Genomic DNA, 17101 nt, shown 5'->3' on the forward strand with positions numbered 1-17101 from the left:
CTTTCTTCTGCCTACTCTTCTTTGCCGCGGCAAAGAAGAGTAGGTGCCGCCCCGCACAGGGGCAACGCCCGCGCCGCGAGGCGCATCGCGGATGCCAGCGCAACGGCAAAAACACCAAAACAAAAGCAAGTGCCGCCCCGCACAGCGGCAACGCCCGCGCCGCGAGGCGCTAACGCGGATGCCAGCGCAACGGCAAAAACACCAAAACAAAAGCAAGTGCCGCCCCGCACTGCGGCAACGCCCGCGCCGCGAGGCGCTAACGCGGATGCCAGCGCAACGGCAAAAACACCAAAACAAAAGCGAATGCCGCCCCGCACAGGGGCAACGCCTGCGCCGCGAGGCGCATACGCGGATGCCAGCGCAACGGCAAAAACACCAAAACAAAAGCGAGTGCCGCCCCGCACAGGGGCAATGCCCGCGCCGCGAGGCGCATACGCGGATGCCAGCAACAAGCCATAAAAACCAAAACAGGCGGATGCCGGCGGCACGCCAAAAAAAACCAAAAACAACGCGTGCCGCTACACGCGCATTACCTTATCCAACGTAATCGGCAAATCCCGCACCCGCACGCCCGTCGCGTGATACACGGCATTGCCGATAGCAGCCACGACGCCAGTAATCCCAATCTCGCCGATCCCGCGCGAGCCGAGCGAGTTGATATGCGGATCGGGCTCGTCGAGCACGACCACATCGAGCGCGCCGACATCCGCATTCACGGGCACATGGTATTCGGCGAGATTCGCATTGATGAAGCGGCCGTACTGCGCATCGAGCATCGTCTGCTCTTCGAGCGCCGCGCCGATGCCCCACACCAGCCCGCCCATCAGCTGGCTGCGCGCCGTCTTTACGTTCAGCATCCGCCCGACGTTGTAGACGGCCGTGATCTTTGCCACGCGAATCGTGCCGAGGTCCGCGTCGACGTGCACTTCCGCGAAAATCGCACCCCACGAATGAAACGAGTAGCGCTGCTTCTCGTCGCCGGGCTTCGTGTCGGAGGTCGCTTCGATCGGCTGGCCGCCCGCGCGCGCGAGTATGGCTGCGATGGGGTCGCGCTTCGTCTGGTCGGACTTGCTCATCGCCCAGCCGCCTTGCACCGTCACGTCGCTCGCGGGCAGGCCGTAAAGCGGCGAGCCGCGATCCGCGAGCGCCATCGAAACGAGCTTCGCGCGCGCCTGCTCGCACGCGTCGCGCACAGCCGGCGACACGCTCGCGACCGACTGCGAGCCGCCCGACACAGGCGCCTTCGGCAGCGACGAATCGCCGAGGCCGAAGTGGATATTCTCCGGTGCGATGCCGAGCGCGTCGGACGCCACCTGCGTCATCACCGTGTACGTGCCCGTGCCGATGTCCTGCGTGCCGGAGACGACCGTCGCCGTGCCGTCGGGCAGAATGCGCGCGAGCGCCGATGCTTCGCTGCGGTTCGCGGGATAAGTCGCCGTCCCCATGCCGAGGCCGATCAGCGTGTTGCCGTCGCGCATCGAGCGCGGCTGCGGCTTGCGCCGCGACCAGCCGAAACGCTGCGCGCCGATGCTGTAGCACTCGCGCAAGACCTTGCTCGACCACGGCTTGTTTTCCTGCGGATCGACCTCCGCATAGTTCTTCAGACGCAGTGCGATGGGGTCCATCTTCAGCTCGTACGACAGTTCGTCCATTGCCGTTTCGAGCGCCCACGAACCCGTCGTCTCGCCCGGCGCGCGCATGAAGGTCGGCGTGCCGACGTTCAACGGCACGAGCCGGTGCGTCGTCACCTGGTTCGGCACCGCGTACATCATCCGCGAGACCATGCAGCAGGTCTCCGTCCAGTCTTCGATCATCGACGTGTTCGAAAAGCTGTCGTGCCGCATCGCGGTCAGCGTGCCGTCGTGCTTCGCGGCGATCACCATGCGCTGCTCGGTGTACGGCCTTCCGCCGACAGGGCCGAACATCTGCGGCCGCTCCAGCGCGAGCCGCACGGGGCGCCCCGTCTGCTTCGCGGCCATCGCGCACAGCACCACGTGCGACCACGTGGAGCCCTTGCAGCCGAATCCGCCGCCGACGAACGGCGAGATCACGCGCACGTCGTCGGGCGACATGCCGAGCGTCTTCGCAACGGCCGTCTTCGTGCCCGTGACGCCTTGCGTCGAATCGTAGAGCGTCAGTTGCGGGCCGTCCCACACGGCCATCGTCGCGTGCGGCTCCATCGGGTTGTGATGCTCCATCGGCGTCGTGTAAACAGCGTCGACGCGCACCACGCCCGCCGCGAGCCCCGCGTCGTAGTTGCCGCGCGAGGTGTCCGTCTGACGGCCCTGCGGCTTGTCCGGCGCATGGCCGTTCGGCTTCGCCTGCGAGAAATCGAGCGTCGCCGGCTGCGCGGCATACGTGACATGCAACTGGCGCGCGGCATCCGTCGCATGTTCGAGCGTATCCGCGACGACGACCGCGACCGGCTCGTTGCTGTAGTGAACCTGGTTGTCCTGCAGCAGTGACAGATGGCGTCCCGCAGGCGGCGCGAGCGCGGGGCGTCCGCCGTTCGGCAGACGCGGCGCATTCTGATACGTCATCACGAGCAGCACGCCGGGCAGCGATGACGCGCGCCCCGTATCGATCGATTGAATGGTGCCGCGCGGGATCGTGCTCGTGACGAGCACGCCATGCGCAAGACGCGCTTCGGGAAACTCGGCCGCGTAGCGCGCTTCGCCTGTGACTTTCAGCAGACCATCGGTGCGGTCCAGTGGATGACCAACCATCGTACTCATGCGAAACCTCCCACGCGTCCTGCTGCCTGATTCACCGCGCGCACGATCGCGTTCTGCGCGAGCCGTACCTTGAACGCGTTGTCGCGCTGCGGCCTCGCTTCGCTCATCGCGGCGGCTGCCGCGTGCCGGAGCGTCGCATCCGAGAGCGGGTGGCCTGTGATCATCTGCTCGGCGGCGCTCGCGCGCCACGGCTTGTGCGCGACGCCGCCCAATGCGATGCGCGCGCTGCGCACCGTGTGGCCGTCCATCTGCAGCGCAGCGGCGACGGACACGAGCGCGAACGCGTAGCTCGCGCGGTCGCGCACCTTCAGGTAATGCGCGTGCACGCTATAGACGGAAGGCGGCAGGTCGACGGCCGTGATCAGCTCGCCGGGACGCAGCGTTGTGTCGACGTCGGGACGCTCGCCGGGCAGCCGGTGAAATTCGCTGAACGGAATCACGCGCTCGCCTTGCGGGCCGCTCACGCGCACATTCGCATCGAGCGCCGCGAGCGCGACGCTCATATCCGACGGGTTCACGGCGATACATTGCGCGCTTGCGCCGAGAATCGCGTGCATGCGGTTGTGGCCGTTGATCGCCGCGCAGCCGCTGCCCGGATCGCGCTTGTTGCAGGCGGTGAAGGCGGTGTCGTAGAAGTATGGGCAGCGCGTGCGCTGCATCAGGTTGCCGCCGACGGTCGCCATATTGCGCAATTGCGCCGATGCGCCCGCGAGCAGCGCTTGCGATAGCAATGGATAACGCTCGCGCACCAGCGCATGATTCGCGGCGTCGCTGTTGCGCACGAGCGAGCCGATGCGCAGGCCGCCGTCAGGCAGTGTCGATACCGTATCGAGGCCTTGTATGCGCGTGATGTCGACGAGCTTCACGGGACGCGTCACGCCGCCCTTCATCAGGTCGAGCAGATTGGTGCCGCCGCCGATGAACATCGTGCCCGGCTGCTGCGCGGCGCGCACGGCGCCCGCGATATCGGCGGCGCGTTCGTAGGAGATCGCATCCATCGTGGCCTCCTTTACGCGACTTCGCCCGTCTTGATGACGAACGTGGTGTACGTATCGCCCGTGCCGCTGCCGACCGTGCCGCGATGCGCGGACTGCACGGCCGCGACGATGTTCACATACGCGCCGCAGCGGCAGATGTTGCCGCTCATGCGCTCGCGGATCTCTTCGTCCGTCAGTTGAGGCGGGCGGCGACGTACGTCGGCGGTGACCGTGCTCGCGCCGCCGGCGTCGAACTCCGACAGCATCGCGGTCGCCGAGCAGATCTGCCCCGGCGTGCAGTAGCCGCACTGGAACGCGTCCTGTTCGATGAACGCGCGTTGCACGAGGCTCAACTTGCCGTTGCTCGCGAGCCCTTCGACCGTCGTGATCGCTTCGCCTTCGTGCATCACGGCGAGCGTGAGGCAGGAATTGATGCGGCGCCCGTCCGCGAGCACCGTGCATGCGCCGCATTGTCCGCGGTCGCAGCCTTTCTTCGTGCCCATGAGCCCCGCGTATTCGCGCAGCGCGTCGAGCAGCGTCACGCGCGGCTCGAGTTGCATCGTGTAGTCGCGTCCGTTGATGTTGAGCGTCACCGCGCGCGGCGGCACCGTTGCACGCGCAACGGGCTCGGCGGCGGGTGGCGTTTGCGTCTGCGCTTGAGTGTAAGGCGCCGAGCCGACTGCGGCGGCGGCCGCCGCCGATTGCAGGAAGCGGCGGCGTGACGAGCTGGAAGGCGAAGCGTCGTGGTCGTCACTATGGGGCGCGTGCGCGTCGTGATGCGAGCACGAACCCGGACAGTCATTGTGTCTGGACATGATGTTCTGCTTGCTCCAAATAAAGTCGGCGCAAAAGCCGACGCGAAGGTCGATGCAGGCGTGCGCCGCAGCGAAGCCTCGATGGCTTTCGATGCAGGCAAAGCCTTTTCAATGAGCAATTTCGATGCCGCGAGCGCACGGAACACGAAGCGACGCGCGACGGCGGCCCGTTCCTCTCACAAACGATGACCTGAGACGCGCTATTCCGCGATCAAAAGAAGTGGCTGCAAAAGCGGTTTGCATCGCGCGTCACGGCTTCACGTTGCACTTAACGCAGAGCAATGTAAATGGGGGCGGCGTCTTTCTTGCAGGGTTGAAAGCGAATCTTCACCGATGTACATCACGCGTGTCGCCGACATGGCGTGGAGATGGCGCGAACGTGGCACGTTCATGGCGATTGCGCCTCGATGATCTGTGCTTCATCGATCGCCGGTTGAATTGCTTGCATGCCCATCTATTTGCTTTTGTCGGCGGACTCGTTCGAAGCCATCGAGGTCGCCGCAATTCAGAAAGCCAATCCCACCGTCCGGCATTCGAACGCCGACGCTGATCGAAAGCTGGTCGTTCGCCGCGTTGCGAGCCGCCATTCGACGCATATCGACGATCTCCCTGTTTCGCCGCCAGCCTTGCTGCGCGGACTTGCGCGCGTGTTCGCCGCGCGAATGGCATAGCCATTGCGATGTTGGGCGCGGACCGTCGTCCACGATGCGGCGCACCCGGCCTCGCGGCCGCATCCGGTCCGCACTACTTCGACTACAGGAGACAAAGACATGGAAGGGCATTCGCAAGTCCAGGTGTTGGGCATCGATGCGGGCGGCACGATGACCGATACCTTCTTCGTGCGCGACGACGGACGGTTCGTGGTCGGCAAGGCACAAAGCAATCCCGAGGACGAGTCGCTCGCAATCTTCAATTCGTCGCAGGATGCGCTCGCTCACTGGAAGCGCGACGTCGATCAGGTCTATCCCGAGCTAGTCACGTGCGTGTACTCGGGCACGGCGATGCTCAACCGCGTCGTGCAGCGCAAGGGCCTCGAGGTCGGGCTGCTGGTGAACAAGGGCTTCGAGCACGTTCACTCGATGGGCCGCGCGATCCAGAGCTACCTCGGCTACGCGCTCGAGGAGCGGATTCACCTGAACACGCACCGCTATGACGAACCGCTCGTGCCGCTGTCGCGCACGCGCGGCATCACCGAGCGCACCGACGTGCAGGGCGAAATCGTCATTCCGCTGCGCGAGGGCGAGGTGCGGCAGGCGACGCGCGAGCTCGTCGAATCCGGCGCGAAGGCCATCGTGATCTGCCTGTTGCAATCGCACAAGAACGGCACGAGCGAGCAGCAGGCGCGCGACATCGTGCGCGACGAGCTGAAGGCGTTGCGCGCGGACATCCCCGTGTTCGCATCCGTCGACTACTATCCGCAGCGCAAGGAAAGCCACCGGATGAACACGACGGTGCTCGAAGCGTACGCGGCCGAGCCGTCGCGACAGACGCTCAAGAAGGTCAGCGACCGCTTCCGCAAGCACGGCGCGAAGTTCGACCTGCGCGTGATGGCCACGCACGGCGGCACGATTAGCTGGAAAGCGAAAGAGCTTGCGCGGACCATCGTGTCGGGGCCCATCGGCGGTGTGATCGGCTCGAAGCTGCTCGGCGAGGCGCTCGGCTACGACAACATCGCGTGCTCGGATATCGGCGGCACGTCGTTCGACATGGCGCTGATCACGAAAGGCAACTTCGCGATCGCGTCCGACCCGGACATGGCGCGCCTCGTCCTGTCGCTGCCGCTCGTCACGATGGATTCGGTCGGTGCGGGCGCTGGCAGCTTCGTGCGGCTGGACCCGTATAGCGGCGCGATCAAGCTCGGGCCGGACAGCGCCGGCTATCGCGTCGGCACCTGCTGGCCCGACAGCGGACTCACGACGGTATCGGTATCGGACTGTCACGTGGTGCTCGGCTATCTGAACCCGGACAACTTCCTCGGCGGGCAGATCAAGCTCGACGTGAACCGCGCGCGCGAGCACATCAAGGCGCAGATCGCCGATCCGCTGGGGCTTTCCGTCGAAGATGCCGCGGCGGGCGTCATCGAACTGCTCGACCTTCAGTTGCGCGAGTACCTGCGCTCGAATGTCAGCGCGAAGGGCTACAACCCGACCGAGTTCGTGTGCTTCTCGTACGGCGGCGCAGGTCCCGTGCATACGTATGGCTACACGGAAGGTCTCGGCTTCAAGGACGTCGTGGTGCCTGCGTGGGCCGCCGGCTTCTCGGCGTTCGGCTGCGCGTGCGCGGACTTCGAATACCGCTACGACAAGAGCGTCGATCTCGCGCTGCCTCAGCTCGCGTCCGACGCCGACAAGGCCGAAGCCGCGCAGACGATCCAGAAGGCGTGGGGCGAACTGGCCGCTAAGGTGATCGAGGAATTCCGCATCAACGGCTTCGACGAAAAGGACGTGATCTTGCGCCCAGGTTTCCGCATGCAGTACATGGGTCAGCTCAACGACCTCGAAATCGAATCGCCGATTGCGGGCGCATCGACCGCGCAGGACTGGGACCGCATCGTCGACGCGTTCGAAGACACCTATGGCCGTGTGTATGCGAGCGCGGCGCGTTCTCCGGAGCTGGGCTTCTCGGTCACGGGCGCGATCATGCGCGGCATGGTGGTCACGCAAAAGCCCGTGCTGCCCGAGGACCTGGAAGGCGGCCGCACGCCGCCTGAGGAAGCGCGCATCGGCACGCGGCGGCTCTACCGGCACAAGCAATGGCACGACGCCGCGCTGTGGAAGATGGAGTCGCTCAAGCCCGGCAACGAGATCGCGGGGCCCGCGATCATCGAGTCCGATGCGACGACGTTCGTGGTGCCGAAGGGATTCGCGACCACGCTCGACAAGCACCGCCTCTTCCATCTCAGGGAAGTCAAGTAACGACGACACAAGGAGACATGCGATGAACATGATGTCCAGCAAGGAAATCGGCTTTGCCGATCTGCTGAAGAACGGCCAGACGCTCAAGCAGTTCCGCGATGCGATCCTCTCGCGCACCGAACAGACGGGCCACTACAACGGTCTCGAACGGCTCGAATTGCGCGAGAGCGACCCCATCCGCTACGAGAAGATGTTTTCGAAGTTGCGCGGCGGCCTCGTTCACGCGCGCGAAACCGCGAAGAAGATCGCCGCGAGCCCGATCGTCGAGCAGGAAGGCGAACTGTGCTTCACGCTCTACAACGCAGCGGGCGACTGCGTGCTGACGTCGACGGGGATCATCATCCACGTCGGCACGATGGGCGCGGCGATCAAGTACATGATCGAGAACAACTGGGAAGCCAATCCCGGCATCAACCCCGGCGATATGTTCACGAACAACGACTGCTCGATCGGCAACGTGCACCCGTGCGATATCGCGACGATCGTGCCGATCTTCGCGCACGGCAAGCTGGTCGGCTGGGTGGGCGGCGTGACGCACGTGATCGATACGGGCGCCGTGACGCCGGGCTCGATGTCGACGGGACAGGTGCAGCGTTTCGGCGACGGCTACATGATCACTTGCCGCAAGACGGCCGTGAACGACACGCCGCTGCGCGACTGGCTGCACGAAAGCCAGCGCTCGGTGCGCACGCCGAAGTACTGGATTCTCGACGAGCGCACGCGCATTGCCGGCTGCCATATGATTCGAGGCCTGATCGAAGAGGTGATCGAAGACGAGGGGCTCGACGCGTACGAGAAGTTCGCCTACGAGGTGATCGAGGAAGGACGACGCGGCCTGCAGACCCGCATCAAGGCGATGACGCTGCCCGGCAAGTATCGCAAGGTCGCGTTCGTCGATGTGCCGTACAACCATCCCGATGTGCAGACGTCGTCGGCCTTCGCGAAGCTCGACTCGATCATGCACTCGCCCGTGGAAATGGAAATCCGCAAGGACGGCTCGTGGCGGCTCGACTTCGACGGCGCGAGCCGTTGGGGCTGGCACTCGTACAACGCGCATCAGGTCGCGTTCACGAGCGGCATCTGGGTGATGATGACGCAGACGCTGGTGCCCACGCAGCGCATCAACGACGGCGCGTATTACGGCACGGAATTCCATCTGCCCAAGGGCGCATGGATGAACCCCGACGATCGCCGCACGGGACACGCATACGCATGGCACTTCCTGGTGTCGGGCTGGAGCGCGATGTGGCGCGGCCTGTCGCAGGCGTACTTCAGCCGCGGCTATCTCGAGGAAGTGAATGCGGGCAACGCGAATACGTCGAACTGGCTGCAGGGCGGCGGCATCAATCAGGATGGCGACATCCATGCCGTCAACAGCTTCGAGGCGTCGTCGTGCGGCACGGGCGCATGCGCGATCAAGGACGGCCTCAATCATGCCGCCGCGATCTGGAATCCCGAAGGCGACATGGGCGACATCGAGATCTGGGAAATGGCCGAGCCGTTGCTGTACCTGGGCCGCAACGTGAAGGCGAACTCGGGCGGCTACGGCAAGTATCGCGGCGGCTGCGGCTTCGAAACGCTGCGGATGGTCTGGAAGGCGCAGGACTGGACCATGTTCTTCATGGGCAACGGCTACATGAACAGTGACTGGGGGCTGATGGGCGGCTATCCGCCCGCCACCGGCTACCGCTTCGAGGCGCACCGCACGGGCCTCAAGGAACGCATCGCATTGAACGAGAGCCTGCCGCTCGGCGGCGATATGAACCCCGAGTTCCCCGACTACGAGAACCACCTGAATGCGGGCGCCGTCATCAAGCGCGACCAGCAATGCATGACCACGGAGGATTGCTACAGCAACTACGACCTGTACCTGAACTATCTGCGCGGCGGTCCCGGCTTCGGCGATCCGCTCGACCGCGAGATCGAAGCGATCGAGCGCGACCTGAACAACGTGCTGCTGCTGCCGGAATACGCGCAGAAGGTGTACGGCGCGGTCGCGACGAAGGACACGCACGGCGTATGGAAGGTCGATGCGAAGCAGACGGCGCTGCTGCGCATCGAGATCCGCAACCAGCGCCTCGCGCGTTCGCAGCCCACGCAGGAATGGATGAAGGGCGAACGCGAGCGGATTCTGCTCAAGCACGCGTCGACGCAGGTGCGGCACATGTTCGCGACGAGCTTCGGTTTGTCGAAGAAGTTCGAACAGCACTTCCGCGCGTTCTGGGAGCTGCCCGATTCGTGGACGCTGACCGAAGACGAACTGGATGTGCCGACCTATGGCTCCAGATTCCGCATGGACCTGTCGAAGATGCCGGATGTCAGCACTGTCGTGCTCGTCGACGAATGAGCCACGCGATCCAACCGTAACCATCAGAGAGGCTGGAGATGTCTACTTACACCAAGGAACAGATCAGGAATATGGTCGACGGCAAGCTCGACTGGGACACGACGCTGCGCATGCTGTCGATGCCCAAGGACAGCGAGCGCTTCCAGATGTACGTCGATTCGTTGCAACAGAAGCTCGGCTGGAAAGACCGCATCGTACTGCCGCTCGGACCGCATCTGTACATCGTGCAGCAGTCCGCGACGAAGAAGTGGGTCACGCAGTGCGACTGCGGCCACGTGTTCTGCGACTACCGCGAGAACTGGAAGCTGCACGCGAACATCTTCGTGCGCGAGTCGGAAGAGGCGATGGACGAGGTTTATCCGCGCCTGATGTCGCCCGACACGCAGTGGCAGGTGTATCGCGAGTACTACTGCCCCACGTGCGGCGCGATGCACGATGTCGAAGCCCCGACGCCGTGGTATCCCGTGATCCACGACTTCGAGCCCGACATCGACGCGTTCTACTCGGAATGGGTCAAGCTGCCTGTGCCCGAGCGGGTCGATTAGTCTGCTGTTTGACGCGTCGAAGCGGCTGCTTCCGTATTTGAAGCAGGGCCTGAAGCAGGGCGTTCGATTTCCGGCCGTTCGATTTTCGGACGGCCGGTTTGTTTTCGGCCGCCGCAAATGCGCACTGCGGGCGTGCGCCGCAACGGCATGCCCGTCGCTTGCATGCGTGGACCGGCTGGCGCGGCCATTGCTTTTCAGACTTGGCCGCCGCGCCCGGAGGCGGCCACTATCGGAGTAGGATATGCAGAGCGAAGGCTCGCTCGACGATATCCGGGCAACCTCACAATCGATGAAAAGGCCGATTGCACGGCCTCGCGGCTCGCATTCTCGCGGGCCGTCAGGAGACACGCATGCAACAGACAGGAACGCCGATGGACTGGTTTTCCAGTCCGCAGCACGATGCCAGCATCATGGCCGCGTGGGAGCATCTGGTCGGCGGAGACGAATGGCATTCCACCGACGTGCGCAGCGTCGTCGATCATTCGTGGCAACGCTGCCTCGTGAGCCGCGTCGATCCCGCCGCGAATCACGCGCCGCCGCCCGTCGGCGAAGACCAGTTGATGCAGTGGCGCGAAACGAATGTGCGGCTTCTCAACGCGAGCGTGCCGCTGATGCAGCAAACACGGGAACTGCTGTCGCAGACGGGCACCGTGATGCTGCTCGCCAATCCCGATGGAACGATCCTTCAGCAGGAAGGCGAGATGCGCATCGTCGAGCCCGCGCGCGAAGTCGGGCTGATACCCGGCTGCAACTGGACGGAACTCAACTGCGGCACCAATGCTATCGGCACTGCACTGGCGCTGAAGCAGGCGGTGCAGATTCACGGCGCCGAGCACTTTTGCGCGGGGATCAAACGCTGGACCTGTTCGGCGACGGTGATACGCGATCCCATCGACGGCCATGTGCTCGGCGTAATCGACGTGTCGGGTCTCGCCGATACGTATAGCCGCTACAGCCTCGCGCTCGCCGTGTCGCTCGCGGGGCGCATCGAAAGCCGTCTCGCGAAGGACGCGATGGAGCGGCGTCTGCGTCTGCTGGATCGCTGCACGTCGGGCTTCGCTTCGCATGCGTCGGATGCGATTCTCGTCGTCGACGACGAAGGGCGGCTCGTCAAGGCCAACGCTCAGGTCGTGCCCGCGTTGCGCCGTCTCGGTTTCGACGTGCAACTCGATGCGGGCTTCGTGCTGCGCGGAATCGATCCGAACGCCCATCATCCCGTGACGGCAAACGCGCCCGCGTGGTTGCGCTACGCGCACGTCGAGACGCTGCGCGAAGGGGCCGTCGTGCTGGGGTTCATGGTCGTGATACCGGGGACGGCACACGTGCGCGGCGCAATCACGTCCGCGACGTCCGTGCGCGGGCGGGACAGGCCGCGCGATGCGTCGAGTGCGTTCGGGCGCATCGTCGGCGACAGCAGTACGTTGCGCGCGGCCGTCGACAAGGCGCGCCAGCTCGCGCCGTCGAAGGTGCCCGTGCTGCTGTTCGGCGATACGGGCGTCGGCAAGGAGCTGTTCGCGCAGGGCATCCATCACGCAAGCGAACGCGCAGAAGGGCCGTTCGTCGCGCTCAACTGCGGCGGGCTGTCGAGAGACCTGCTGGCGAGCGAGCTGTTCGGTTACGCGGAGGGCGCCTTCACGGGCGCGCGCAAGTCGGGCGCGGCGGGCAAGATCGAGGCCGCCGATGGCGGCACGCTGTTTCTCGACGAGATCGGCGAGATGCCGCTCGACATTCAGCCGCATTTGCTGCGCGTGCTTGAAGAGAACGAGATTTACCGGCTCGGCGAGAACACGCCGCGCAAGGTGAACTTCCGGCTCGTCGCCGCGACGCACCGCGATCTCAAGGACGCGATCGCGAAGGGCACGTTCCGCATGGACCTGTTCTACCGGATTGCGGTGACGACGGTGTCGATACCGAGCCTGCGCGAGCGCAGAGAAGATCTGCCCGCGCTGATCTCATACTGGTTGCGGCACCTGTGCGAGTGCTACGGCTTGCCGCCCAGGTCGTTCGACGACGAAGCGTACGCGTGCCTGCTGAACTACGCGTGGCCCGGCAACGTGCGCGAGTTGCGCAATGCGATCGAAGGCGCGCTGCTGCTCGCCGATGGTCCCGCGATCACAGCGGACAAGCTGCCCGCCGAGGTGGGCGCCGCCCGTCCGTCTGACGCGCAGCTTGCGCAACGGGAGTTGCACGAAGCGGTTGCGGCAACGGGCGAATCGCTGAAGATGGCCGAGGCCGAATATATCCGCCAGGCGTTGGCGCGGCATCGCGGCAATCTCACGCAAGCGGCCGCGCAACTGGGCATTGCGAAAAGCACGCTGTACGAGAAGCTGCGCCGATACGATCTGCTTGCGGCGGTGAGCGATGTGCGCCGGCGCGGGGCGTAAGGCTCATCTTCTTCTGACTTTTGACGATGTCGTGGCCGCTCACGCAACGCGCGAAACGGCATTCAATGTCGGGCGCGTTGCCGTGGGCGGATAGACGCGCCACGATTTGTCGCCATGCCGAAAGAAGACGATCGCATACGGACCGGACGTCTGCGATACGCTGACACATTTGCAGCCCGACATCATGCGCAGGTCGCCCAGTGCGCGCGAGACGCGAATCGAGAGCGGCTGCGCGGAGCCGAACCATTTCTCGATCTGTGCGCGCAACGAATACGTATCGTCTTTCATGGCCGTCTCCTAGCCGCGATGTCTCTGATCCAACGGCGTGCAATGAAAGTCAGGCGCGCCTGTCTTTGATAAAGCAACGGACATGCCGATGCGATGCGCGGGCGCGCTTCATTGGCACTGCATGATCAGAGGGGATCAAGACGGTCATTGCGGGCCGCGATCGCCCGATCGATCCGTACGGTTTTCGGTCGTGCTCGCGACAGCCGGTACGAATCCCGTCCGCACGAGGCTCTTCATCGGTTCAAAGAGCGGTTCCGGCAGCTCCGTCCAGCGAACCCACGTCCATACGGAACACTTGTCCGGCTCCATGAGCCGCGGCTGCGCGTCAATCGAGACGGAAGCCTCGACAAAGCAGGTGACATAGTGCCTGTGAACATCGGGCATCACGTCGTTGGTGTAGGGCGCCCGATAGACCTCGTTCAATGTGAGACCTGTTTCCTCCAGAACCTCACGCCGCGCGCAAGACTCGATGCTCTCGCCAAACTCGAGATTTCCGCCCGGCGGCGCCCAGGTGCCGGCGCCATGCGAGCCGGCCCGCTTCCCTAGAAGAACGAGCCCGTCACGAACGATGACGACCCCGACGCCAACCAGGGGCCGCGCATTGTTATTCATTGTCGAAGCCTGATATGAGTTCGCGCGAAGGCGAGTTTGAATATGGCCGGTATCGTATCGGGACGTTGCGCGCAAGACAACGCGATGATTCGCGAGTCTCGCTTCCGCGATGTTCAGTTGATCGCTATCGTTCGATCGCAAGCTCACCCTTATTCTTCAACGGAGCGCACCATGCGATTGAACGTCCTTCTGCGAACGACTCTTTGCTCTTCAGTGCTTCTGACGATCATGCCGGCGATGGCGATTGCCGGGCCGTTCACGGTCAAAGTCGACGACCTGAACCATGGGCGCTTGGGGAACGAACAGGTGTATGGCGGATTCGGCTGTCATGGCGGCAACGTTTCGCCGCACATTTCATGGTCGAACGTTCCGTCCGGAACGAAGAGCATCGTCGTGACGGTCCATGATCCCGATGCACCGACGGGCGGACTCGGCTGGACACATTGGGAAGTCGTCAACATACCGGCATCGGAGTCGTCGATCGAGAAGGGCGCTTCGGGCAATCCCAACGCGTTGCCGACGGGCGCCATCGAAACGCTGACGGATTTCGGCGAGTCGAAATACGGTGGACCTTGCCCGCCTCAAGGCGAGACGCATCGTTATGTCGTCACGGCATCGGCGCTCACCGTTCCCCAAATCGACGTGAAGACGTCGTCGAGTCCCGCGCTCGTCGCCTATCAGATGCATGGAAAGGTGATCGCGCAAGCGCGCTATGTCGCGACCTATCATCGGGCCTCGAATTGAATCGTTCGCATTGATCGTTCGCTGCCGGGCGGGATGTCATGTGCGTGTCATCCCGCCGTCGCCGTTGCTGCGGATCAGCTCGCTGCCTTTGAGCGGCGCAGCCATTCGTCGAAGCCGACGCGGCCGAGGCGCGCTTCGCCCAACGGCACGAGCGAATGCTCTTCGACGAGGCCGCCGAAGTATCGTGCATTGGGATCTCTCACGACTTCACGCGGATCGCCGACAGCTTTCAGATAGCGGGCGATGAATTCGTCGAACGGCGCGCGCTCGGGGCCCGCGATCTCGACGATGCCGTTGCGCGGCGGTTCGAGCGCCACATCGGCGACGCTGGCGGCCACGTCGTCCGACGCGATGGGCTGGAAGAGGCCGGACGAAAGCTTGACGACGTTTCCGTCCACGCTCGAATCGGCGATGCCGCCCAGGAATTCGAAGAACTGCGTCGAGCGGATGATGGTGTACGGGACGCCCGAGGTCACGATCAGTTTCTCCTGCGCGACCTTTGCGCGGAAATAGCCATTGTCGGGCGACCGTTCGATTCCGACGATCGAAAGCGCGACGTGATTCCTGACGCCCGCTGCCGATTCGGCGGCGAGAAGGTTGCGGCTGGAGGTCTCGAAGAATTCGAGCACAGCCTTGTCTTCGAACGACGGCGAATTGGCGAGGTCGATCACGACCTGTGCGCCCCTCATCGCCTCCTCGAGCCCCTCGCCGGTGATCGCGTTGATGCCGCTTCTTGGCGATGCCGCGATGACCTCGTGGCCGCTCTCGCGCAGAATGGGGACGGTCTTCGAGCCGATCAGGCCGGTTCCGCCGATGACAACGATCTTCATGACTCACTCTCCTTGACTGCCGAATCGCGTTTGAGGACTTGCTCGGGCTTTGGCTTGACTTTGACAACAGGCGAAGCGGCGGCGCGCGTGTCAATACCCGCTGTCGGCGATTTGCCCGCTGTTGCAAACGACCCGGTTGCGCAAGCGTTATTCGTGGCGCTCTCTGCGGGGCTTCGTGGAGGCGTATGTCACGCTTCACAGTCGGTGGCGTTCGAGGTGACAGAAGCCCTGAAGAATCGTCATCGGCCGGTGAGCCCCGTGCGTGTAAAAGCCGACGCACGTTTAACCATAGAACGTTTTTCGAAAAACAAAAAACTGCTGGCACGAGACGGCGGTTTCGACGAAAGCGCAATGCTTCGACGAACGCGAAATGGCATCGGCCCTTGATTCGCCGCGAGTACAGCCATAAAAACAAAACGCGCCTTCAAACTTCGAGGCGCGTTTTTCTTCGGACCGGGCGTTCGCTCAGTCGATGCCATGAAACACGGCATCGTCCGGGCCGAGATAGGCAGGCGGACGCCACGCGGCATCGCGCATCGAATGCTGGACTAGCTTCTCGACGCCGAGCAGCACCGCGAAAATTGCCATCCGCACGGGAATGCCGTTGTCCGTCTGGCGGAAGATCGCGAGGCGGGAATCGTGGTTCAGGTCCGTGCTCAGATCGTTCGCGCCGGGGCGGCTGTCGCGCGGCAGCGGATGCATGATCAGCGTGTCGGGGCCGCACACGGTATCGACGAGCGCCTGATTGATCTGGAAGTCGGGCGTGTAGCCTTCAAACGATTCGTCGGCGAAGCGCTCCTTCTGGATGCGCGTCGCGTAGACGACGTCCGCGCCGCGCAGACCGTTCGCGAGGTCGTGCGTCTGCTCGACCACGTGGCCGTTGCGCGAAATCTGCTCGACGATGTACGTGGGCATTTCGAGCATCGGCGGCGAGATCAGCGTGAACTTGATGCCGCGATACAGCGCGAGCAGCTTGACGAGCGAATGCACGGTGCGCCCGTACTTCAGGTCGCCGACCAATGCGATATGCGCGCCGTCGACGATCTTGCCCAGACGCGAGAACTCGCGCTGGATCGTGTACAGGTCGAGCAGCGCCTGGCTCGGGTGCTCGCCGGGGCCGTCGCCGCCGTTGATCACGGGAATGTTGGTCGCGCGCGCGAATTCGGCCACGGAGCCCTGTTCCGGATGGCGGATCACGAGCGCGTCGACGTAACCGGCCATCACGCGGCTCGTGTCGTAGATCGATTCGCCCTTGGCCATCGACGAGAACGTGAAACCCGTCGTATCGCACACCGAGCCGCCGAGGCGGCAGAACGCCGCGCCGAAGCTCACGCGGGTACGCGTGCTGGCCTCGAAGAACAGGTTGCCGAGCACCGCGCCTTCGAGCACGCGCGAGATTTTCCGGCGGCGCGCGATAGGCTGCATGATGTCCGCGACGCGGAACAGCGCCTCGACGGCGTCGCGCGAGAACTGATCGACGGAAAGCAGCTGCGGCTTGCCTTCGAACAGAATCTGGCTGCCGAGCGACTGCGAATCTACGCTTTGCGTATATTTTTCCGCCGGCGCCCCGTTGACGACGATCTCTGACACGAAACGTTCGACGATTTCCGGCATCGCCCGCGATTCCTGCGAATCGTCGGGCAGGAGCCACGTGTCGAGCGCGCGCTTCGACACGCCAATGCGCGTCGCGAAGCCGTCGCGCGTGAGATTCAGACGCCGCATCGCGTCACGGAGAAAGGCTTGTTGCGGGACGCTCATGGGCTGCCTCTTTTGGTCAGGGGATTGGTTGATATACGCGGTGCGTATATTAGTTCGCTGCGCGAGGAAGTCAAGCAAATTCGTGTATCGATTCGCCGCGCGTGTGATGCCCCGGCACGCCGAATGCACAGCCGGCAGCAAACCGCGCCGC

Annotated in this window: 14 protein-coding genes; 6 read left to right on the forward strand and 8 right to left on the reverse strand. The window is 64.1% G+C overall.

The features are described 5' to 3' along the window. Positions 1–518 precede the first annotated feature (518 nt). From AB4Y32_RS24150 to AB4Y32_RS24165, 4 genes are all read right to left on the reverse strand, one after another. The gene (locus tag AB4Y32_RS24150; RefSeq protein ID WP_368723758.1) at positions 519–2735 is read right to left on the reverse strand and encodes a xanthine dehydrogenase family protein molybdopterin-binding subunit; all 2217 of its coding nucleotides are present in this window, start codon (positions 2733–2735) and stop codon (positions 519–521) included. Continuing rightward, positions 2732–3733, reverse strand: coding sequence for a xanthine dehydrogenase family protein subunit M (locus AB4Y32_RS24155; RefSeq protein WP_368723759.1), 1002 nt, complete (start codon positions 3731–3733; stop codon positions 2732–2734). The genes AB4Y32_RS24150 and AB4Y32_RS24155 overlap by 4 nt, the downstream gene beginning before the upstream one ends. Before the next feature lie 11 nt (positions 3734–3744). Continuing rightward, positions 3745–4527, reverse strand: a complete 783-nt coding sequence (locus AB4Y32_RS24160) for a (2Fe-2S)-binding protein (RefSeq protein ID WP_368723760.1) — start codon at positions 4525–4527, stop codon at positions 3745–3747. Positions 4528–4946: 419 nt separating this feature from the next. Beyond that, the gene (locus AB4Y32_RS24165) at positions 4947–5309 is read right to left on the reverse strand and encodes a hypothetical protein (RefSeq protein ID WP_368723761.1); all 363 of its coding nucleotides are present in this window, start codon (positions 5307–5309) and stop codon (positions 4947–4949) included. Here AB4Y32_RS24165 and AB4Y32_RS24170 point away from each other — a divergent pair. From AB4Y32_RS24170 to AB4Y32_RS24185, 4 genes are all read left to right on the forward strand, one after another. Further along, a complete protein-coding gene (locus tag AB4Y32_RS24170; protein WP_368723762.1) occupies positions 5298–7442 on the forward strand; it encodes a hydantoinase/oxoprolinase family protein in 2145 nt (714 codons plus the stop codon). The genes AB4Y32_RS24165 and AB4Y32_RS24170 overlap by 12 nt on opposite strands. A 22-nt stretch (positions 7443–7464) precedes the next feature. Next, complete coding sequence (locus AB4Y32_RS24175; RefSeq protein ID WP_368723763.1) at positions 7465–9789, forward strand: hydantoinase B/oxoprolinase family protein; 2325 nt, start codon at positions 7465–7467, stop codon at positions 9787–9789. A 38-nt stretch (positions 9790–9827) separates the two neighbouring features. Continuing rightward, positions 9828–10334: an acetone carboxylase subunit gamma gene (locus AB4Y32_RS24180; RefSeq protein WP_087737362.1), complete on the forward strand. Its 507-nt coding sequence runs from the start codon at positions 9828–9830 to the stop codon at positions 10332–10334. Between the two features lie 350 nt (positions 10335–10684). Continuing rightward, positions 10685–12718: a sigma-54-dependent Fis family transcriptional regulator gene (locus tag AB4Y32_RS24185; protein WP_368723764.1), complete on the forward strand. Its 2034-nt coding sequence runs from the start codon at positions 10685–10687 to the stop codon at positions 12716–12718. A gap of 39 nt (positions 12719–12757) precedes the next feature. On the opposite strand, the gene AB4Y32_RS24190 is transcribed toward AB4Y32_RS24185, so the two are convergent. Together AB4Y32_RS24190 and AB4Y32_RS24195 are read right to left on the reverse strand one after the other, a co-directional pair. Next, positions 12758–13006, reverse strand: a complete 249-nt coding sequence (locus tag AB4Y32_RS24190) for a hypothetical protein (RefSeq protein WP_087737394.1) — start codon at positions 13004–13006, stop codon at positions 12758–12760. A gap of 144 nt (positions 13007–13150) precedes the next feature. After that, positions 13151–13618, reverse strand: a complete 468-nt coding sequence (locus AB4Y32_RS24195; protein WP_368723765.1) for an NUDIX hydrolase — start codon at positions 13616–13618, stop codon at positions 13151–13153. Between the two features lie 171 nt (positions 13619–13789). Between AB4Y32_RS24195 and AB4Y32_RS24200 the strand changes: the two genes are divergently transcribed. Then, entirely contained in the window at positions 13790–14362 is a 573-nt protein-coding gene (locus tag AB4Y32_RS24200; protein ID WP_368723766.1) for a YbhB/YbcL family Raf kinase inhibitor-like protein, read from the forward strand. A 74-nt stretch (positions 14363–14436) separates the two neighbouring features. Here AB4Y32_RS24200 and AB4Y32_RS24205 read toward each other — a convergent pair whose 3' ends face one another. After that, a complete protein-coding gene (locus AB4Y32_RS24205; RefSeq protein ID WP_368723767.1) occupies positions 14437–15192 on the reverse strand; it encodes an SDR family oxidoreductase in 756 nt (251 codons plus the stop codon). Positions 15193–15246: 54 nt separating this feature from the next. Between AB4Y32_RS24205 and AB4Y32_RS24210 the strand changes: the two genes are divergently transcribed. Further along, positions 15247–15579, forward strand: a complete 333-nt coding sequence (locus AB4Y32_RS24210) for a hypothetical protein (RefSeq protein WP_368723768.1) — start codon at positions 15247–15249, stop codon at positions 15577–15579. A 78-nt stretch (positions 15580–15657) separates the two neighbouring features. Here the strand turns inward: AB4Y32_RS24210 and AB4Y32_RS24215 are convergent, their stop codons facing one another. Further along, the gene (locus AB4Y32_RS24215; RefSeq protein WP_368723769.1) at positions 15658–16950 is read right to left on the reverse strand and encodes an aspartate carbamoyltransferase; all 1293 of its coding nucleotides are present in this window, start codon (positions 16948–16950) and stop codon (positions 15658–15660) included. Positions 16951–17101: the final 151 nt, after the last annotated feature.

This window comes from Paraburkholderia phymatum (assembly GCF_040965635.1).
Taxonomy (GTDB): Bacteria; Pseudomonadota; Gammaproteobacteria; order Burkholderiales; family Burkholderiaceae; genus Paraburkholderia; species Paraburkholderia phymatum_B.